Raw genomic sequence first — 20,818 nt, forward strand, 5'->3', positions numbered from 1 at the left:
CTGCCTTCGCCGGACGCCCACTGCCCGATCCCCGCGATCAGGGCGAAAAAAAGCCCCCGACCTTTACAGGCGGGGGCTTTTGCTTGGGGCCAGGCCTTGGATCAAGGCCTGCCGTTCAGCTTACTTCGCAGGCGCTTTCGCCGCAGCGCCGAAGTCTTCGGCGATGCTGATGAACGTGTTGAGCAGGATCTGCAGGTTGTCCTTGCCCAGACCGCCTTCGGCGTTCATGTCCATCTGCAGCACGGCCTGGTTCTTTTCATCGAGGTAGGCGCGGCTCCAGCGGTATTCCTGGTTCCAGGCGTTGATGGCCTTGAGCGTCATCGGCTTCTTGGTGGCGTACGTGGCGGTCGCGACCAGGTCCAGGCACTTTTCCGTGAAGTCGTTGCACAGGAACTCCAGGCGCAGGTCGGTGGCGCCGGTGGTGCCCGGGTTCAGGACCAGCACGGGGCCGTCGGTGCCGTCGCTGCGGGTCACGGTGTAGCCCATGTCGTCCAGCATGTTGGCAACGTCTTCCAGGTTGAAGTCCTGCATGACGCCGGCAACCGGTGCCGGAGCGACGGGTTCGGCGTCCGGGTCCATGCCGATGCCGGACAGCTCGTCGTCGTCGTCCAGGTCATTCATGCCGGTCGCGCCCAAGAGGCCGCTGAACAGTTCCTCGGCAGGAATCTTCTGGCCGTTCAGGTCGCCCATGCCGTCGGCAAAGGTGAACTTGCCGACGATGTTGTCGCCGTCGTTCTTGCCCACGTTCATCATTTCGGCCATGCCGGCCATCTGGCGGATGTTCTCGTCAGCGTCGGCCGCGGCCTTCTCGGCGGGCACGCCTTCGGTCTTGACGGCGTACTGCACCATCAGGTCCTTCACCATGGGCTTGGAGATCACCAGCGAGGCGTCGATCTTCTTGATCGCCTGCACCGCGATTTCCTGCGGGGTCAGGTCCTTGGCGTTGGCCGGATTGGCCAGGTCCAGCGTGAAGGTCAGCTTGCTCTCGCCCTTGGCCGTCTTCCAGCTCAGCGGATCGATGCTGAACGACGGATTGCCCGCCAGCAGCTTGCCGGCGTTGTCCAGCAGAACGTCGAACTGTTCGTCCTTCAGGCCTTCGTCGCTGGCGCCCAGCATGTATTGGCGCATGAGCTGGTTGTAGGTGTCCGAGAGCTGCTTGACGGCCTGGCCGTCCAGCCGGGCCAGCTTGATCACGGCCTGGCCATTGCCCAGCACCACGTCGTTCACGGTGAGGTCGCCCGTCTGGTAGGCGGCCTGCACGTTGATGGACTTGTCGTCTTCGGACAGCTTCACGCCGTAGCTGAAGTTGTCCAGCCCGACCTTCATGTCGTCGGTGGGACGCAGCACGTCCACGCGCTTGATCTTCAGGTCCGAATTGCCCATCGAGATGCCGAACTTGCCCATGCGGCTGTCGACGTCCATGGTCAGGCCGGCGATCGTCATCTTGACGGGGTCGTGGCTCTTGCTGCCGTCCACCGACAGCTTGTCCATCACGCCGTGCGCGGTGACGGCCTGCGTGGCGCGGTCGAAGGTGCCTTCCATCCGCATGCCGCTGAAGTCGAGCGCGTTGCCGTCATGCGTGACGACGATCGGCGCGATCGCGGCGGTGGACGTGGCGTTGCCGCTGTAGCTGACGATGGCGTCGCCCATCAGCGGGGAGATGTCCTTGGTTAGTTCGAAGACGGGCTTGATGTTGTCCGTCTTGGCGATCTCGGTGTGGATGAACGCGAGCTTGGGCGCAATGGCGCCGCGTGACAGGGCGCTCTTGGGGAAGGGGCCGTGCTCGATGTTCGCGTCGAACTCGATCATGCCCGCGGGCAGGTCGTCCAGGCCCTTGTCGTTCTTGACGAGCGACACGCCATAACGCGCCTGCGTCGAGAACAGGCCGCGCTCGTACTTGAGCTGATCGATGCGCAGGCCGAACAGCGGCGTGATCTTGGCGAGCTTTTCGTTGGCCTGTGCCAGATGACGCTGCGCGTCTTCTTCGATGCGCTTGCCGGTGTACCACGTGGCCCCGACCCAGCTTCCCGCTCCCACTATGACCACGCCCAGGGTGATCGCTACGCTCTTTTTCATCGTTCTGCTTATATCGTTGATTGTCGAGTCATATCCGGCAGCGGCCTACGGCGCCACGCTCGTCCGCGCGAAGCGCAAGCGTCCTGGATACGCGTGTTCATCGGCCTGTCAGGCCCGCGGCGGAGTATACCGAGACGCGTGTCACGCTGAACGCGCGCGCAGTTACCGAAGATTTCAAAATGAAAGCCGGCGCCCGAGGCGCCGGCCTTTGTCGACAAAACGCCTGGTCTCAGAGCGGATCAAGCGGATAGATCGGACGGCGCACGTGCTTGAACTCGACCTGGCTGTAGTCGGACGTCGTGACGCCCACGCCCGTGCATTCGATGATCTCGATCGCCATGTCCGAGAAGCCCGCGCGCCAGTGGATACGGCTTTTCAGGACGACATACCGCTTTTGCAGCGGGTCGATGCCGGCCGACAGCAGGCAGTTGATGTCGAAGGGTTCCTGGTGGCGCGAGACGACAACGATTTCCACGCGGCCGGTGTCGATGACCACCGTCAGGCCGGTGTCGTTGCGCACGCCGCGATACATCGGGCCGCGGTTCAGGTAGACGCCGTCGAACACCAGCTTGACGCGGCCGGTGACTTCAATCGGTTCGCTGGGCTGCTTGATGGCCGGCATGGGCAGCTTGCCGCCCAGCTTGATCGTGATGGTGTTGCCCACGCCCGCGGCGGCGGCTTCCGTTGCGGCCTGCGGGTCGCAGATGGCGTAGAAGACCACGTTGTCCAGTTCCTGGCGCAGCACTTCGGCCAGCACGGCCGTTGTGTCCATCGTGCCGCCCGAGCCGGTGTTGTCGTAGTGGTCCAGCAGCACGACCGGGCCTTGTTCGATGCCCTTGGCGCGCGTGATGGTCGGCGCCAGCGGTTCCGAATGGAACACCCAGTCGGCGCGGCCCTGCCACGCGCGGTCCAGCAGTTCGTCGCGATGCTGTTCGGCGGCGGCCAGGTTGCCGTCCGTACAGACCACGGCGCTCAGGCCCGCTTCGCGAATGTCTGCATGGGGAAAGCCCACGAAGACGGACGCCGCCAGCACGCCGCTGGCTTCAAGTTCCTTGCACCGTTCCTGCAGCGGCTTGTTGGGCGCGGCGTGCGTGCCCTGGCACATGATGTGCGGCAGCATGGGCTTGTTGGCCCAGGTCATCACCGGCTTGATCTCGCCCTTGAGCGTGCGAACGATGACGTTCGCGGCGCGCACGCCCGCATCGCGGATATCCACGTGCGGATAGGTGTGAAAGCCGCTGATGACCGTGGCGTTGCGCACGATGTCGTCGTAGATGTTGGCGTGCATGTCCAGCGTCACGGCAACGGGCGTGTTGGGATCGATCTCGCGCAGGCGGCGCAGCAGGTCGCCCTCGGCGTCTTCCACGCCTTCGGCGACCATCGCGCCGTGCAGATCCAGCAGAATGGCGTCAAACCCGCCGCGCTTGACCTCGTCCAGGATCAGCGTGCACAGGCGTTCATGCGTCTGCGCGCTGGTGGGGCCGCTGGGCCAGGACTCGGCCGCGACCGGCAGCACGATCTCGGCGCCCTCGCGGCGGGCGACCTCGATGTAGCCGCCCAGGCCGCTGTCGGTGTTCTCGTAGGCCTTGATGGCGCGATCGCCAGCCAGGATCTCGGGACTGCCGCGAAAGAAACGTTCAAGCGGGGTGGGCACGGGCGAAAACGTGTTCGTCTCGTGCTTGATCATTGCCAAAAGCCAACGCATGGGAAGTTCCTGTGGGTTGCCGTGGAGGGTCAGTGTGCTGAGGGCGGCTGGGGCCAGGGGCGCTGGGCAGGACGCATCCGTTCCCAGGCGCGCGCCACGCGCAGCACGCCCAGGTCGTCAAAGCGCGCGCCCGCGATCTGCAGGCCGATGGGCAGGCCCGCCTTCGTGTAGCCGCAATTGACCGAAGCCGCGGGCTGCTCGCTCATGTTGAAGGGCAGCGTGAACCCGATGTGGTGCATCGTCGTGGCGACCTCGTTTGTGGGCGAGGGCCATTCGGCGTTGTAGGCCACGACGGGCGCCACCGGCGACAGCACGTAGTCGTACGGCGCGCAGGCTGCGACGGTGCGCGCCCGCACGTTCAGCGTTTCGTAGTAGCTGCGGAAGACGTCTTCGCCGCTATGCCCGCCGCCGCTTTCGGCCCAGGCGCGGATGAAGGGCAGGATCTTGGCTCGGCGTTCCTCGGACAGCGCGCCCAGGTCGATGGCCGAGCGGGTGCGCCAGAACTTGTCCACGCCTTCCAGCATGCCCGGCGTCATCCACGGCTGCATCGGTGTGACGATGGCGCCCGCGGCCTCGAAGGCGCGGGCCGCGGCTTCGACGGCATCGCGCGTCTCGGGATCCAGCGGCAGCCCGCAGCCGGCGTCCAGCAACAGTCCGATGCGCAGGCCGCGCACGTCGTGTTCCAGGTTCAGCCAGTCGATCTCCTGGAAGGGCAGGCTCATGTGATCGCGCGCGTCGGGCTGGGACAGCACGCCCATCATGAGCGCCGTATCGGTGATGGTGCGCGTCATGGGACCGGCGCAGCGGCCCATGAAGGGCGGATCGATGGGGATGCGGCCCAGGCTGGGCTTGAGCGTGGCGATGCCGCACCAGGCGGCCGGCAGGCGGACCGAGCCGCCGATGTCGGTGCCGATGTGCAGCGGGCCATAACCGGCTGCCGCGGCGGCGCCGGCGCCCGCGCTGGAGCCGCCGGGGTTTTTGGTCAGATCCCAGGGATTGCGCGTCAGTTCATGAAAGCTCGACAACCCGGACGACAGCATGCCGTAGTCGGGCATGGTGGTCTTGCCCAGCAGCACGGCGCCGGACTCGCGCATGCGCGCGGCGGGTGGGGCGTCGGCGGCGGCCGGGGTCAGGTCGGTGGCGGCGGTGCCCAGCGGCACGGGCACGCCGCGTGTGGCGATGTTTTCCTTGATGGTGGCGGGCACGCCGTCCAGCGAGTACCCGCCGCAGGCCTGCGGCTCACCCTTCATCCAGCGGGCCTCGGACGCGCGGGCCATCGCCAGCGCGCCTTCCGGATCCAGCGCGTAGGTGGCTTTCAGCCGGGGCTCCCAGCGCTCGATATGGTCCAGCACCGACCGCGTCGCCTCGACGGGCGACAGGGTCTTGCTGCGATACGCCTCAAGGAGTTCCTGGGCGGACATTTCATGCGGTTGCGGCATCTCGGTTCCAGTGGGTCGGAAAAGGCGTCAGACGGCCGGGGAGGCGGACGGCAACAAGCCGGGCGCAATGGGCCGGAAGTTGCGGAAGTCCCAATCCCGGCCGGGGGCGGCGTCGATCAGGGCCCGCGTGTATTGGTGGCGCGGTTCGGTCAGCACCGTTTCGGCGGAGCCGGTTTCGACCACCTGGCCGCGCTGCATCACCATGATGGTGTCGCAGATCTGCGCGGCCACGCGCAGGTCGTGGGTGATGAACAGCACGCCCACGCCCGTACGTTCGCGCACCTGTTCCAGCAGCTCCAGCACCTGCGCCTGCACGGACACGTCCAGCGCCGAGACGGCTTCGTCGGCCACCAGGATCTCCGGGTCCATGACCAGCGCGCGCGCGATGCAGATGCGCTGGCGCTGTCCGCCAGAGAACTGGTGCGGATAACGCCGCATGGCGTCGGGGCTCAGACCCACGACGCTGAGGGTTTCGCTGGCGCGCTTGAGCGCCTGTTCGCGGGCCACGCCAAAGTTCAGCAGCCCCTCGATGATGGATTCTCCCACCGTGCGGCGCGGATTCAGCGACCGGTACGGATCCTGGAACACGATCTGGATGCGGCGGCGCACCGGGCGCAACGCCGAGCCGGACAGCGTGCTCAAGTCTTCGCCGCCCATCATCATGTGGCCGGCGGTGGGTTCGATGAGCCGCACGATGCAGCGCGCCACCGTCGATTTGCCCGACCCGGATTCACCGACGATCCCCAGGATCTCGCCCTTGCGCAGCGTCAGGTTGACGTCCGTGGCGGCGATGACGTGCTGCGCCGCCTTGCGCGAAAACAGCGAGCCCTTGCCGCCGTACGTGCGGCCCAGCCCCTTGACGTGCAGCACCGGCGTGCCGGTCGGCGGTTCGCGGCGCGACGGCACCAGGCTGGGCACCGACGACACCAGGCGGCGCGTGTAGGACTGCTTGGGCTCGGCCAGGATTTCGTGGCGCGTGCCGCTTTCGATCAGGTCGCCGCGGTTCATGACGACGATGCGGTCCGCGATCTCGGCCACCACGCCGAAATCGTGCGTGATGAACAGCACGGCCGTCTGGTGCTTGACCTGCAGCTCCTTGATGAGCGCCAGGATCTGCTTCTGCGTGGTCACGTCCAGCGCCGTGGTGGGCTCGTCGGCAATCAGCAGCTTGGGTTCCAGGATCAGCGCCATCGCGATGACGATGCGCTGGCGCTGGCCGCCCGAGAGCTGGTGCGGATAGGCGTCGTAGATGCGTTCGATGTCGGGCAGGTGCACCGACTGGAACATGTCCAGCACCTTGGCGCGGCGCTCGGCCGCCGACATGTTCTTGCGGTGCAGGCGCAGCACCTCGTCGACCTGCTTGCCCACCGTGTGCACGGGATTCAGCGCGGTCATGGGCTCTTGAAAGACCATTGCCATGCGCGTGGCGCGCAGCTCGCGCAGGCGGCGCTGCGTGGCCGTGGCGACGTCTTCGCCCTCGACGCGGATGGAACCCGCGCTGATGTTCAGGATGCCTTGCGGCAACAGGCCCATGACGGCCAGCGACGTGACGGACTTGCCCGAACCGGATTCGCCGACCACGCACACTGTTTCGCCGGCGTGCACGTCCAGACTGAGGTTGCGCACGACGCGGTTGCCCGCGCCGGCGACTTCGACCGACAGGTTGCGGATGGCCAGGATGGCGGACGAAGTGTCGCCCGCGGGGGGATTGGGGGAATAGTTCATCGGCATCAGATCCTGCGCACCATTTTCGGGTCCAGCGCGTCGCGCAAGGCGTCGCCCAGGATGTTCACGCTGAGCACGGTCAGCGACAGGAACAGTCCGGGGAACAGGATCAGGCCGGGCAGCATGCGGAAGTACATGCGGCCTTCGGACATGATGTTGCCCCAGGACGCGATCTCGGGCGGGATGCCCGCGCCCAGGAAGCTCAGGATGGCTTCGGTCAGCATGGCGGACGCGAAGACGTACGTGCCTTGCACCGTCAGCGGCGCGATGGTGCTGGGCACCATGTGCCGCCACAGCAGCAGCGGCAGCGGGGTGCCCAGCGCCAGGGCGGCCTCCACGTAGGGCTCTCCGCGCACGCTCAGGATCTGGCCGCGCACCAGCCGCACCACCCGCGGGATTTCCGGAATGGTGATGGCTACGAGCACGGTCGTGATGCTGGCGCCGGTGACCGACACCAGCGCGATCGCCAGCAGAATGCCGGGGATCGCCATGATGGCGTCCATGGTGCGCATGATGGGGCCGTCCAGCGACCGGAACCAGCCGGCGATGACGCCGATGACCAGCCCGAGGGCCACGCTGACCAAGGCAGCGCCCAGGCCCGCGATCAACGAGATGCGCGCGCCGTAGGCCACGCGCGACCACACGTCGCGCCCGAACGCGTCGGTGCCCAGGAAATAGTCGGTGAAGGGCTGCTTCAGGCGCCCGCCCGGGTTGAGTTGGGTGGGATCGACCGTGCCCAGCAGCGGCGCAAAAATGGCGATGAAGACAATCGCCGCCAGCACCACCAGCGCCAGCATGACGGGCCAGCTCTTGAGTCCCTGGCGGATCTGCCGCCAGGCGGTGATGTGGGGCGTGCCGCCTCCGGGGAGGTCGGCGGCCGCCTGCGCGGCGGCATCGGTTGGCGTTTGCATGCTCATGGCGTCAGTACCGGATACGCGGGTCGAACACCGTGTAGGCGCAATCGACAACCAGATTGATGAACACGTAGACGAACGCGAAGAAAAGCGTCAGGCCCTGGATGACCGGGTAGTCGCGCGCCAGCACGGCTTCCACCACCAGCCGGCCGAGGCCAGGGATGTTGAAGACCGATTCGGTGACGACGACGCCGCTGATCAAGAGCGCGATGCCCACGCCCACGACGGTGGCGATGGGCACGGCGGCATTGCGCAGCGCATGGCCGAGCAGCACGCCGGTTTCGCCCAGGCCCTTGGAGCGCGCGGTGCGGATGAAGTCCTCGCCCATGACCTCGATGACGCTGGTGCGCGTGATGCGCGCGATCAGCGCCACATACACAGTGGACAGCGCGAGCGAGGGCAGGATGAGCCGGTGCAGGAACGGCCAGAATCCTTTCTCAAGCGGCACGTAGCCCTGCACGTTGAACCACCCCAGCTTGATGGCGAAGGCCCAGATCAGCAGGTAGCCGGTGACGAACACCGGCACCGAGAACCCCAGCACCGAGAAACCCATGACGGCGCGGTCCAACAGCTTGCCTTGCCGCCAGGCGGCCAGTACGCCCAGCGGAATGGCGACGAGCAGCGTGAAGACCAGCGTCAGCACCGCCAGGCTCATCGACGGTTCAAGGCGCTGCGCGATCAGCTTGGTGACCGGCACGCCGGACATGAGCGAGGTGCCCAGATCGCCTTGCAGGAGCTTGCCGCCCCAGATGAAGAACTGTTTGACCACCGGCTGGTCCAGGCCCATCGTCTGCCGTATCTGGACGATACGTTCGGGCGTGGCGCCGTCGCCCGCCATGATGATGGCCGGATCCCCGGGGCTGAAACGCAATATCGCAAAGACCACCACCGCGACCATCACCAGAACCGGGATGGTCGCGAGGAGCCGGCGTGAGACAAATGCCAGCATGTATTTCCCCCTGTACCAATTAGGCCTGCGCGGACTGCTTGCTGCGGCGCGCAGGCCCCGAGCCCATCAAGGGGCCTTTTTGACGTTCCAGAACGCGAAGACCGGCGCGTGCACCAGGCCCGACAGCTTGGTCGAGTAGACGGTGGGCACGGACATCTGGCCCAGCGGCACGTACAGGCCTTCGTCGATGCCGATGCGCTGCACTTCCTCGGAGATCTTCTTCTGCTCGGCCGGATCCGAAGTCAACGCCATCTTGGTGCGCAGCTCTTCGATCTGGGGGAACTCGGGCCAGCCGAACCACGCGTTGTCGCCGTTTGCAGCCGCGGGGGCGGAGCGCACCGGGTCCATCACGTCGGTGGCGTACCAGTTGGTGTTGTGGACGTTCCAGCCGCCTTCGGCCGGCGCGGCCTTGGAGGCACGGCGCGTGGCCACGCTTTGCCAGTCCATCGCCGCCAGGTTGACGTTGAAGCCCGCCCTGCGCAGCGCCGCGGCCATCACGACCGGTTGCGCGGACAGCGTGCCCACGTCGGTGGCGTGCATGACCAGGATGGGCGTGTTGTCGTAACCCGCTTCCTTGAGCAGCGCCTTGGCCTTTTCGATGTTCGACGGGACGACCATGTCCTTGCCGATATCGCTTTCCAGCGGCGTGCCGCAGCCCCACAGCGAGGCGCAGGTCTTCCAGTACTTGGGATTGCCGACCAGCGCCTTCATCACGTCTTCCTGGCCGATCGCGTACATGGCGGCCTGGCGGATCTTCTTGTTGTTGAAGGGCGGGTACTTGAAGTTGAAGCGGTACATCGTGAAGTAGCCGACCGGGCTGAGCGACTCTTCCTTCAGGTCCGGGTTGCCTTCGATCATCGGCAGCAGGTCGTACGGGAACTGCTCGACAAAGTCGATCTCGCCGCCAAGCAGCGCGTTGGCGGTGGTCAGCGCATCGGGCATCACGTCCCATTCGACCTTGTCGACGTGCACGACCTTGCCGCCGGCCAGGCCGCTGACGGGCTCCTTGCGCGGCACGTAATCGGCGTTCTTGACGTAGACGGTCTTCACGCCCGGCTTGAATTCCGCGACCTTGAACGGGCCGGAGCCCGTCATGTCGGTGATGGGCTTGCCGATGGCCTGTTCAGCGATGCGCTTGGGCATCATGAACGGCGCGGTGCCGGTGGGCTTGGACAGGGCGCGCAGCGCCAGGTCCGTGGGTTCCTTCATGACGATGCGAAAGCTCTTGTCGTCGATGACTTCGATCTTGTCGGTGAACTTGAGCAGCGTGCGTCCCATGCCGTCGCCGCCGGCCCAGCGCTTGATCGACGCCACGCAGTCCTCGGCGGTCACCGGCTGGCCGTCATGCCATTTCTGGCCGGGGCGCAGCGTCATGGTGTAGGTCTTGCCGTCGGGCGAGACTTCCCACTTCTCAAGCATCTGCGGCTGTACCTTGTTGTCGGCATCGGTGGCCAGCAAGGTGTCGTAGATCATGTAGCCGTGCCACGTCGTGATGTAGGCGGTGGTGGCGTGCGGATCGGTCAGGCGCAGCGGTGAGTGCATCACCGTCTTGATGACGGTCTCGGCATAGGCCCCATGTGCCATGGCGAGAGTGACGCCGGCGAGCGCGGCCGCTCGGACAAACTTGAGCATGTATTTCCCCTTGAAGCGTAGTGAGCGGCGCGTGGGCCGCTACGTCGTTGACGCGCCGCGTTCAAGCGGCGCGCGAGGGTCAGGCTGTCGCTGCGGACCGGCCGTCAAACACCGGCCCGCAAGGCGCCATTCTGATGCCGGGACGCAACCGTGTCCATGGTTGTTTTGCCGCATCCATCAGCATGGAACCGGGCGCCGCGCAGACCAGAATCGTGTGCGCGATGGGCGTGAAATCGGCGCGAAAATGCGCCGAACTCTTGACCACCAGGATGGCGGCGCGCGTGGGCTCCACGCCCGCAAACCGGAACATCTCCTGGTCGGCCATCTGCACCTTGTTCGAGGCCAGGATGATGCGCACGCCGCCGATGCGCAGGCACGCGCTGGGCCCCAGATCCATGTGAAAGCCGCGATAGAACGCACCATGCGTATCGAAGCGTCCTTCCGAAGTTTTCTCGACGATGAACTCGGTGTCCAGCGGTTCGTCGTGGGGAATACCCGAATGTCCACCCAGTGCAATGCGCACCGTGTTGCCTGCACCAGCGCGGTGGGCGGCCAGCGCGGCAGCGGGGTCCACAATCAGACCAATGGCCGTATCGCGCGCATCGTGGCGGATCAGCGCGCGCAGCACGCCGGTGGTGTCGGAACTGCCGCCCGCGCCGGGGTTGTCCTGCGCGTCGGCGATGACGACGGGTTTGGAGGCATCGCGCGCCAGCCGCAACGCTTCCAGCACGGCTTCGTCCGGCGTGTAGAGCTTGCCGCCGAAGTCCTGTTCGGCATTCATCACCGCGCGCGTCATCTCGTCGGCGGCGGCATCGGCCTCGGCTTGCGTCATGCCGTAGGCCCAGACCGTGGGCGCGCATTCGGGAAAGTCCGCGGCCGGAAACCCGGTCGCAAAGGAAACGCTGGCCGCGCCCCGCGCTTCAAGATCGCCCACCAACTGATACAGGCTGCGCGCCGGCTCGATGTCGGTGGACTGCCAGCACAGGGGAATCAAAAAGGGCAGGCTGCGCAGCGCCACGTAATGCCGCGGCATGCCGCCCAGCCGCTGCGCCAGCAGGCCGGCGGCGCGCTGCCCGGTCTCGGCCATGTCGATGTGGGGATAGGTGCGGTAGCAGACCAGCGCATCGGCATGGCGCACCATCGCGCGCGTCACGTTGGCGTGCAGGTCCAGACTGGCCACGATCGGCACGTTGGGGCCCACCAGTTCACGCACACGCTTCAGCAGCTCGCCTTCACCGTCATCAAGATGCTCGGTGACCATGGCGCCGTGCAGATCCAGATACACGCCATCCAGCGGCATCGCCTGCGACAGCCCTTGCAGAATCATTGCGCTGATGCGCTCGAACGCATCACGGGTCACATGCCCCGAAGGACTCGCTGCCGCCCACGTCGTGGGAATCAACGCATGCTGCCCCATGGCCTCGATAAATCCCGCCACGGGGATATTGGCTCCCGCCACTGCCTCAAACATCGCGGGCCCGCTGACCAGCTTCGGCCACCCCCCACCCTTGTCCGCAAAATCCTCCCACGCCGCGCGCGACGGCGCGAACGTATTGGTCTCATGCTGAAAGCCGCCGATCCCGATGCGCATCAGGTTTCCCCTTGTCGTACAGATATTCGGAAGGCGCGGCGAAGCGCCGCGCAGTTCAGTGCTTCAAGCCACGCCCCTCAACCCCGAGGCAAGAACGACGCGCCCCAAACCGTGCACGCCCTCCCCAAGCGCGGTCGCGCGGATCCGGGCTCCGCCGGTCCGCTGCGACGCCCCCCTGGGGGGAGGCGCTGCGCGCCTCGGGGGGGGGGGCTCACTTAGCCACGGGCATGGTGAATTCGGCGCCCTTGGCGATGCTGTCGGGCCAGCGCTGCATCACGCTCTTGTAGCGCGAGTAGAAACGGATGCCTTCCTCGCCGTACGCATGGTGGTCGCCGAACAGCGAGCGCTTCCAGCCGCCGAACGAATGCCACGCCATCGGCACGGGGATCGGCACGTTGATGCCCACCATCCCGACCTTGATCTGCCGGGCAAACGCGCGCGCCACGCCGCCGTCGGACGTGAAGCACGCCACGCCGTTGCCGAACTCATGCGCATTGATCAGCTCCACCGCGCTGGCAAAGTCGGGCACGCGCACGATGCACAGCACCGGGCCGAAAATCTCTTCGCGGTAGATGTTCATGGCGGGCTTGACGTTGTCGAACAGCGTGCCGCCCAGGAAGAATCCCTTCTCGTTGCCTGCCACCTTCAGGTCGCGGCCGTCCACCACCAGATCGGCGCCGCTGGCGATGCCGTCCTCGATGTAGCCCATGACCTTCTTGCGGTGCTGTGCGGTCACCAGCGGACCCATCTCGGCGTCCGACTGCATGCCGTCCTTGACGATCAGCGCCTTGACGCGCGGCGTGAGGCGTTCGACGACCTTGTCGGCCACGTCGCCCACCGCCACGGCCACCGAGATCGCCATGCAGCGCTCGCCCGCGGAACCGTAGGCCGCGCCCATCAGCGCGTCGGTCACCTGGTCCAGGTCCGCGTCGGGCATGACCACCAGGTGGTTCTTGGCGCCGCCCAGCGCCTGCACGCGCTTGCCGCGCTTGGTGCCTTCGGCGTAGATGTATTCGGCAATCGGCGTCGAGCCGACGAAGGACAGCGCCTCGACATCGGGGTGCGAGATCAGCGCGTCCACCGCCTGCTTGTCACCGTGGACCACGTTGAAGACGCCGGGGGGCAGGCCGGCTTCGGTGAGCAGTTCGGCCAGGCGCACGGACGCGGACGGATCGCGTTCCGACGGCTTGAGGACGAAGGTGTTGCCGCAGGCGATGGCGACCGGGAACATCCAGCACGGCACCATCATCGGGAAATTGAACGGCGTGATGCCGGCCACGACGCCCAGCGCCTGACGCATGCTCCAGTTGTCGATGCCGCCGCCGATCTGGTCGGAGTACTGACCCTTGAGCAGTTGCGGAATGCCGCAGGCGAACTCGACGATCTCGATGCCGCGCATCACTTCGCCCTTGGCGTCCGAGAACACCTTGCCGTGCTCGCGCGTGATCAGTTCGGCCAGTTCATCCTGGTGCTGGTCCAGCAGCGCCTTGAAGTTGAAGAGGATGCGGGCGCGCTTGAGCGCCGGGGTCTCGGACCAGGCCGGAAACGCCGCCTTGGCGGCGGCCACGGCCAGCGCCACGTCGTTGTTGGACGCCAGTGGGATCGACGAGGAGATCTCGCCGGTGGCCGGGTTGAAGCCGTCGGCGTAGCGGCTGTTGCCGCCGTCGTAGGGTTGGCCGTTGATGAAATGGGGAATCTTCTTCATGGATGCAAGGCTCGGTGATTCGTCAAAAATGCGGCTGGGCGGCCTGGGCCGCCCATGTGCGGGTCTGTTGCGCCGCGCGCCATGCGGGCGTGCGGCGGGGGAGGATCAGGCTACCTCTTTCAGGATCTTGCCGATCTGCTCGAAGATCTGGCCGATCTGCGCCTCGTCGATGATGAGCGGCGGCGAGACGGCGATGATGTCGCCCGTGTAGCGCACCATCAGGCCGCTGTCGAAGCAGCGCTGGAAGACTTCGGCGGCGCGTGCGCCAGGGGCGCCCGCGCGCGGCGCCAGTTCAATGCCGGACACCAGGCCCAGGTTGCGCACGTCGATGACGTTGGGCGCGCCCTTCAGGCTGTGCGCAGCTTCCTGGAACGCGCCCGACAGCTTGCGGGCGCGGCCGAAGAGGTCCTCGCGGCGATAGATGTCCAGCGTGGCCAGGATGGCGGCGGCGGCCAGCGGGTGCGCCGAGTACGTGTAGCCGTGGAAGAACTCGATGCCGCCCGCGGGGCCGTTGACGATGGCGTCGTGCACTTCGCGTTTGACGGCGACCGCGCCGGCGGGAACGGCGGCGTTGCTCACGCCCTTGGCCATGGCGATGATGTCCGGCGTCACGCCGAAGAACTCGGAGGCCGTGGCGGCGCCCAGACGGCCGTACGCGGTGATGACCTCATCGAAAATCAGCAGGATGCCGTGCTTGGCGGTGATCTCGCGCAGCTTTTCCAGGTAGCCCTTGGGCGGAATCAGTACGCCGGTGGAGCCGGCCATGGGCTCGACGATCACGGCGGCGATGGTCGAGGCGTCGTGCAGGGCGATGATGCGCTCAAGTTCTTCGGCCAGGTGCGCGCCCCACGCGGGCTGGCCCTTCGAATAGGCGTTCTGCTCAAGATTGTGGGTGTGGGGCAGGTGGTCCACGGCGGGCAGCAGCGCGCCCGAAAACGTCTTGCGGTTGGCCGAGATGCCGCCCACCGAGATGCCGCCAAAGCCCACGCCGTGATAGCCGCGCTCGCGGCCGATGAGGCGCGTGCGCTGGCCTTCGCCGCGCGCGCGGTGGTAGGCCAGGGCGATCTTCAGCGTGGTGTCGACCGATTCGGAGCCCGAGTTCGTGAAGAACACGCGGTCCAGTCCCTGCGGCATCAGGCCCGCGACGGCGGTGGCGGCCTCGAAGGCGAGCGGGTGGCCCAGCTGGAAGCCCGGGGCGTAGTCCATAACGCCGGCCTGGCGGGCGATGGCTTCGACGATCTCTTCGCGGCCGTGGCCGGCATTGACGCACCACAGGCCCGCCGTGCCGTCCAGGATCTGGCGGCCGTCCGTGGACGTGTAGTACATGCCCTTGGCCTTGGCCAGCATGCGCGGTTGGGCCTTGAACTGCTTGTTGGCCGTAAAGGGCATCCAGAGATGGGACAGGTCAGGCAACTGGGCGGGGGCGTTCATGGTGACTCCAGAAGGGGGACAACCGCAGCCGCCGCGAAACGCGCGCGGGCAGCGGGATTCGGACGATTCTGGAACGTCCCGCAGGGAATGAAAATATACAATCCGCGCATTTGCCGCTAACTGTATAGTTGAGAGCGTTGCAACTGTACAGTTAGCCCGTGATCGACTTCCAACCCGTCCGCGGCCGCGGGGCCGCGCCCACCCTCGTCGAACAGCTCGTCGCGGCCATTCTGCGCGCCGTCGAGGCGCAGACCCTGCGTCCGGGTATGTCCCTACCCTCGGTCCGCGAGTTCGCGCGCCAGTACGGCGTCAGCACTTTCACCGTGGCCAGCGCCTACAGCCGGCTGGTGTCGCAGGGCTGGCTGGCGGCGCGTCCCGGCGCGGGCTACCGGGTGGCGTCGCCCGACGCACCCGCCCGCCGGGTCGAACCCCTGTCCTGGGAACCGCCGCGGCTGAACGCGGGCTGGCTGCTGTCGGACATCTTTGCCGACCACTCCATCCCCATCAAATCCGGTTGCGGCTGGCTGCCCGGCGAGTGGCTGAACGAAGAAGGGCTGCACTTGGCGCTGCGCCACATGGGGCGCGTGCCCGCGATGCGAATCGCCAACTACGGCCACCCGTACGGCTATGCGCCGTTGCGCGAGACCATCGCGGCCAGCCTGAGCGCGCAGGGCATGGAAGTCGAGGCGTCGCAGGTGCTGCTGACGCAGGGGGTGACCCACGGGCTGGACACGGTGATCCGCACGCTGCTGCGGCCGGGCGACACGGTGGTCGTCGAGCAGCCGGCCTACGCGAATCTGCTGCAGATGCTGCGCCTGGCCGGTCTGCGCGTGATCGCGGTGCCGCGCACTGTCGACGGCCTGGACTGCGACGCGCTGGAGCGCGTGGCCGCCCAGCACCGGCCGCGTGCGCTTTTCATCAATACGGCGCTGCAGAATCCCTCGGGCGCCAGCATCACCATGGCGAATGCCTTCCGCATTCTGCAGGCGGCGGAGCGGCATGGGTTGTGGGTGGTGGAAGACGACATCTCGCGCGAACTGGCGCCGGGCGTGACGCCGATGCTGGCCGCGCTGGACGGCGCGCGCCGCGTCGTCTACCTGGGCGGCTATTCCAAGGTCATCAGCCCGTCGGTACGGGTGGGCTACGTGGTGGCGCATCGCGATCTGGTGCGCGACATCGCGCGCACCAAGATGGCGGTGGGCTTGACGACGCCCGAGATCATGGAGCGCATCGTGCACCAGGTCATCCGCGAGGGGCGCTACCGCGCCCACATCGCGCGCACCCGCGAGCGGCTGGCCGAGGCGCACACCGAGGTCGCCGAGCAGATGCGCCAGCACGGATTCGAAGTCTATGGAAAGCCGCAGGGCGGCCTGTTCCTGTGGGCGAAGGTGGCCGGGCAGTGGCGCGAACGGGGCGCCAATGGCCTGGCGGAGCTGGCGCTCAAGGATGGCATCTGGCTGGCGCCCGGTTCTTACTTCGAAGCGGACGAGGCCGACACGGCGTGGGTGCGCTTCAACGTGGCGTACTCGGCGGCGCCCGCGCTGTGGCGGTTCATGCGCAACGCGGGTGCGGCGTAGGGATTGTTAGACCCGTTCGTACGTGACGAAATCGTAGTCGTAGCCGTTTTCGGCAGGCTGCTTCTCGCGCGCTGTTTCCTTCCACTGGAAAGACGGCAGCAGCGGAAAGAACGCGTCGCCGTCGACGTCGGCATGGACCTCGGTCGCCAGCACGCGCCGGGCCAGGGGCAGGGCCTGCGCATAGATCTGCGCGCCGCCGATCACGAAGGCTTCGTCGATATCGCCGCAGGCGGCCACCGCGGCCTCCAGCGTGGGCGCCAGGATGGCGCCGGCGGCGCTGAAATCGGGATTGCGGCTGATGACGATGTTGCTGCGGCCGGGCAGGGGACGGCCCAGCGAGTCCCACGTCTTGCGGCCCATGATGATGGGGTGGCCCAGCGTGCTGCGCTTGAAATGCGCCAGATCGCCCGGCAGTTTCCAGGGCAGGGCGTTGTCGCGGCCGATGGCGCGGTTGGTGGAATAGGCGACGATCAGGGTAAGGCTGGCGGGCATGCGTGCTTGCAACGGTAAGGGTTGAGCCGGAACGACCCCGTAAGCGTAGCAAATTGCGGGGGCCGCCCGTCCGTCAGGTCGCCGCGTGTTCCAGGAACTCGGTGGCCGGCATGGGCTTGCCCAGCAGAAAGCCCTGCAGCGAGTCGCAGCCCAGTCCGGTCAGGAATTTCTGCTGCGCCGCGGTCTCGACACCTTCGGCCACGATGCGCAGGTTGAGCTGCTGCGCCAGCGCCACGATGGCCGAGACGATGGCCGCATCTTCGTTGTCGTTGTCCAGCTGGTTCACGAAGCCGCGGTCGATCTTCAGTTCGGTCGCGGGCAGCCGCTTGAGATAAAGCAGGCTGGAATAGCCGGTGCCGAAATCGTCGATAGAGATCGTGACGCCCAGATCGGACAGGCGCTTGAGCACCGTCAGGCTGGCCTCCGCGTCGCGCATGGCGGTCGATTCGGTCACTTCGATCGTCAGGCAGGCGGGCGGGACGCCATGCTTGGCCAATGCCGAGCGCACCGTCTCGACCAGGTTGGCATGTGAGAACTGCAGCGCCGAGATGTTGACGGCGATGGTCCAGTGGCCCTGGCCGACGTCGATCCATTCGCGCATCTGGCGGCAGGCTTCGTTGATGACCCATTCGCCGATCGACAGGATCAGGCCCGTCTTTTCTGCCGTGGGAATGAACTGGTCCGGGCCGACCAGGCCGCGCGTCGGGTGGTTCCAGCGCAGCAGCGCCTCGGCGCCCATGATGGGGCCGGCCGGCGCTTCGTACTTGGGCTGGTAATGCAGGACGAACTGGCCGCGCTCCTGCGCCAGCCGCAGGTCGTGCAGCAACTCGATCTGCTCGTGGGCATCGGCGTTCATGGACGGTTCGAAGAAGCTGTAGCCCGTGCCGCCCAGCCGCTTGGCGTGGTACATCGCCGCGTCCGCATTGGTCAGCAGGGCGTGGGTGTCCTGGCCGTCGTTCGGATAGACCGCGATGCCCACGCTGGACGTCACCAGCACTTCGTGGCCGTAGACCGTGACGGGGCGTGCGATGGCGTCGATCAGCCGGTCCGCGACGTTCGCGGCGTCAGTGGGTTCGATCACCTCGCTCAGCACGATGAACTCGTCGCCGCCCAGGCGCGCGACTGTGTCCTGCGTGCGCAAGGCCAGGCGGATGCGCTGCGCCAGATCGATCAGCAGCGCGTCGCCGGTGTGGTGTCCGTACGCGTCGTTGACCGCCTTGAAACCGTCCAGGTCAAAGAACAGCACCGCGAAATGGCCTCGGCGGCGGCTGGCGCTTTCGATGGCCTGCTCCATCCGGTCTTCCAGCAGGATGCGGTTGGGCAATTTGGTCAGCGTGTCGTGCAGCGCCAGTTGCACCAGCTCTTCGTTGGCTTCGGCCAGCGACGAGGCCAGCGCCGACGTGCGCGCCTCAAGCCGGTTGTCCAGCACGGCCACCACCAGCGCGATCGCCAGCACGCTCAGCGTGACCGCGGTCACGGCGATGGCCAGCCAGCCGGCAGAAATGCCTTCGTCGGCCGCCATGCAGATGCTGCCCGCCGGAAAACTCGCTGCTTCCATGCCCGTGTAGTGCATGCCCACGATCGCCAGGCCCATGACTCCGGCGGCCAACGGGCGCGACAACGCCACGCGCGGCGCGTCCTGACGCAGCCGGTAAGTGATCCACAGGGCTGCACCGGACGCGGCAATCGCGATCGCCACGGACAGCGCGAACCACGTCGGGTCGTAGTCGATGCCCGGCGACATGCGCATGGCGGCCATGCCGATGTAGTGCATCGCCGCGATGCCGGAACCCATCAGCAGCGCGCCCGCGGCCAGCCGGCCCCACGGCAGTTCGTCCTTGCAGACCATCCACAGCGCGAAGGCCGAGCATCCGATGGCGATGGCCAGGGACAGCACGGTCAGGGGCAGGTCGTAGCCCATGGGGATGGGCAGGCTGAATGCCAGCATGCCCACGAAGTGCATCGACCAGATGCCGATGCCCATCGCGAACGCGCCGCCCGCCAGCCAGAACTTCGCGGCGGGCAGCCCGCTCGACGCCTTCACGCGGTTGGCCATGCCCAACGCCGTATACGACGCCAGGATGGCGACCCCTAAGGATACGAGGACGAGCGAAGGGTTATAAGTTCCAACGAGCATTTGTGGGGTCCTGTCCTAAGCGCATACAGCCGCGGCGCGGGGCACGATTTTCAATTCAATTGGTAGTCAACAGTTGCAGTCCGGTCGCAAGGAGAATCCTGCTCTCGTCGCTGGCTTTTCTCACACTCTATTTATAGGGATGGGGAATTGGGCGCGGCAACGCCAGCGGTCGGCGCGGTTCGGGCGCTCGGCATGGCGCGCCCGAAGGGCCGGTCGAAAGCAACGGGGCGCGCGGCATGCTGGACGCGCGTCCGTGGCTAAGGGATGGGTTATACCGAAATCGCGCTTCCAGAAGCTCACCAATCTTCACCTGCTGCGGGGCGTGCAAGGAATCGGACGCCGGACGGGCGTCCGGCGTGTTGCTGATATGACCTGAAAGGCGGTCGCCGGCGCTGCCGGCGCAAGGGTCAGACGGCCATCGCGGCCGTCAGGGGCGCGTGGTGCGTGTAGCCCGACAACGAAAAGTCGCCGGGTTCGACCTTCTCGAGCCACTCGGGTTCGTAGCGGCCGGTCACGGCGAAATCGGGAATGCGGTCCGACAGCACGAGGCGAGGCGATTCATACGGCGTTCGCGTCAGTTGCTCGCGCAGCATCGGCAGGTGATTCTCATAGATATGCGCATCGCCGATGAAGTAGGTGAACCAGCGCGGGGTGTAGCCGGTCAGGCGCCCGACCAGATGCAGCAGCGCCGCGCCTTCGGTCAGGTTGAACGGCGTGCCCAGGCCCACGTCATTGGACCGGATGTACAGGCACAGCGAGATCTCGCGCGTCGTTGCGTTGGGCAGGAACTGATATAGCAGGTGGCAAGGCGGCAGCGCCATTTCCTCGATCTGCGCCCAGTTCCAGCCGTGGAACAGGATGCGCCGGTCGCCCGGGCGTTCGTGAATGGTGTCCAGACATTGCCGCAGCTGGTCGACCGCCTTGTACAGCAGCACCTTCGGCACGCCGCCTTCTTCAAGGTCGGCCACCTTGGCGTACCCGCGCGACAGCGCATCTTCGATCTGCGCCGGGCGGCTGGCGTCCAGCATCTTGTAGGCCGGCCATTGGCGCCACTGCACGCCGTAGACCGGTCCCAGATCGTCAGGGCCTTCGCGGTACGGGTTGGCCAGCCACTGCGCGTTCTCGTTGGCGTTCTGGTCCCAGACCTTGCAGCCGAGTTCCCGGAATTCTGCCGCGCTGCGCGAGGCGCGCAGGAAACCCACCATTTCGCCTATGGCCGACTTGAACGCCAGCTTTTTGGTAGTGACGGCGGGAAAGCCCTGCTGCAGGTCAAAGCGCAGCGAGGCGCCCGGCATGCTGAGGGTGCGGATGCCGGTCCGGTTTTCCTGCCACGAGCCGGTGTCGAGGATGGATTGAACGAGGTCCAGGTATTGTTTCATGACGATCCTTGTGCCTGCGGTCCCGGGTCGGGAAGCAAGCGCGCCGCCGCGGACGTGCCGCGGCGG

The 20,818-nt window shown here is 66.6% G+C and carries 14 protein-coding genes; 1 reads left to right on the plus strand and 13 read right to left on the minus strand.

The features are described 5' to 3' along the window. Positions 1-120: 120 nt before the first annotated feature. The 10 genes from MHZ91_RS00880 to MHZ91_RS00925 all read right to left on the minus strand — a co-directional run bounded on the left by MHZ91_RS00880 (position 121) and on the right by MHZ91_RS00925 (position 15,167). Positions 121-2,076, minus strand: a complete 1,956-nt coding sequence (locus tag MHZ91_RS00880; protein ID WP_175122493.1) for a DUF945 family protein — start codon at positions 2,074-2,076, stop codon at positions 121-123. 229 nt (positions 2,077-2,305) lie between these two features. Further along, positions 2,306-3,781: a M81 family metallopeptidase gene (locus tag MHZ91_RS00885; RefSeq protein WP_239211452.1), complete on the minus strand. Its 1,476-nt coding sequence runs from the start codon at positions 3,779-3,781 to the stop codon at positions 2,306-2,308. Positions 3,782-3,810: 29 nt separating this feature from the next. After that, a complete protein-coding gene (locus MHZ91_RS00890; protein WP_175184663.1) occupies positions 3,811-5,220 on the minus strand; it encodes an amidase in 1,410 nt (469 codons plus the stop codon). Between the two features lie 27 nt (positions 5,221-5,247). Beyond that, entirely contained in the window at positions 5,248-6,945 is a 1,698-nt protein-coding gene (locus tag MHZ91_RS00895; RefSeq protein ID WP_175122496.1) for an ABC transporter ATP-binding protein, read from the minus strand. A gap of 5 nt (positions 6,946-6,950) precedes the next feature. Then, positions 6,951-7,856, minus strand: a complete 906-nt coding sequence (locus MHZ91_RS00900) for an ABC transporter permease (protein WP_175137806.1) — start codon at positions 7,854-7,856, stop codon at positions 6,951-6,953. 10 nt (positions 7,857-7,866) lie between these two features. Continuing rightward, positions 7,867-8,808 (minus strand): ABC transporter permease, encoded by a 942-nt coding sequence (locus MHZ91_RS00905; RefSeq protein WP_175122498.1) that lies wholly within the window; start codon positions 8,806-8,808, stop codon positions 7,867-7,869. 66 nt (positions 8,809-8,874) lie between these two features. After that, positions 8,875-10,440, minus strand: a complete 1,566-nt coding sequence (locus MHZ91_RS00910; protein WP_239211454.1) for an ABC transporter substrate-binding protein — start codon at positions 10,438-10,440, stop codon at positions 8,875-8,877. A gap of 79 nt (positions 10,441-10,519) precedes the next feature. Then, positions 10,520-12,031: a M81 family metallopeptidase gene (locus MHZ91_RS00915; protein ID WP_239211493.1), complete on the minus strand. Its 1,512-nt coding sequence runs from the start codon at positions 12,029-12,031 to the stop codon at positions 10,520-10,522. A 211-nt stretch (positions 12,032-12,242) separates the two neighbouring features. Beyond that, positions 12,243-13,736, minus strand: coding sequence for a CoA-acylating methylmalonate-semialdehyde dehydrogenase (locus MHZ91_RS00920; protein WP_239211496.1), 1,494 nt, complete (start codon positions 13,734-13,736; stop codon positions 12,243-12,245). 105 nt (positions 13,737-13,841) lie between these two features. Beyond that, on the minus strand, positions 13,842-15,167 hold the full coding sequence (locus tag MHZ91_RS00925; RefSeq protein ID WP_056325267.1) for an aspartate aminotransferase family protein: 1,326 nt from the start codon (positions 15,165-15,167) through the stop codon (positions 13,842-13,844). A gap of 158 nt (positions 15,168-15,325) precedes the next feature. On the opposite strand from MHZ91_RS00925, the gene MHZ91_RS00930 reads away from it, so the two are divergent. Continuing rightward, positions 15,326-16,744: a PLP-dependent aminotransferase family protein gene (locus MHZ91_RS00930; protein ID WP_175122503.1), complete on the plus strand. Its 1,419-nt coding sequence runs from the start codon at positions 15,326-15,328 to the stop codon at positions 16,742-16,744. Positions 16,745-16,750: 6 nt separating this feature from the next. Here MHZ91_RS00930 and MHZ91_RS00935 read toward each other — a convergent pair whose 3' ends face one another. The 3 genes from MHZ91_RS00935 to MHZ91_RS00945 all read right to left on the minus strand — a co-directional run bounded on the left by MHZ91_RS00935 (position 16,751) and on the right by MHZ91_RS00945 (position 20,752). Further along, positions 16,751-17,236, minus strand: coding sequence for a dihydrofolate reductase (locus MHZ91_RS00935; protein WP_239211499.1), 486 nt, complete (start codon positions 17,234-17,236; stop codon positions 16,751-16,753). Between the two features lie 73 nt (positions 17,237-17,309). Further along, entirely contained in the window at positions 17,310-19,373 is a 2,064-nt protein-coding gene (locus MHZ91_RS00940; RefSeq protein ID WP_175122505.1) for a bifunctional diguanylate cyclase/phosphodiesterase, read from the minus strand. Positions 19,374-19,780: 407 nt separating this feature from the next. Then, a complete protein-coding gene (locus tag MHZ91_RS00945) occupies positions 19,781-20,752 on the minus strand; it encodes a thymidylate synthase (RefSeq protein ID WP_175122506.1) in 972 nt (323 codons plus the stop codon). Positions 20,753-20,818 lie beyond the last annotated feature (66 nt).

The sequence above is a fragment of the Achromobacter sp. ACRQX genome (genome assembly GCF_022346505.1).
GTDB classification, from domain to species: Bacteria; Pseudomonadota; Gammaproteobacteria; order Burkholderiales; family Burkholderiaceae_B; genus Achromobacter; species Achromobacter animicus.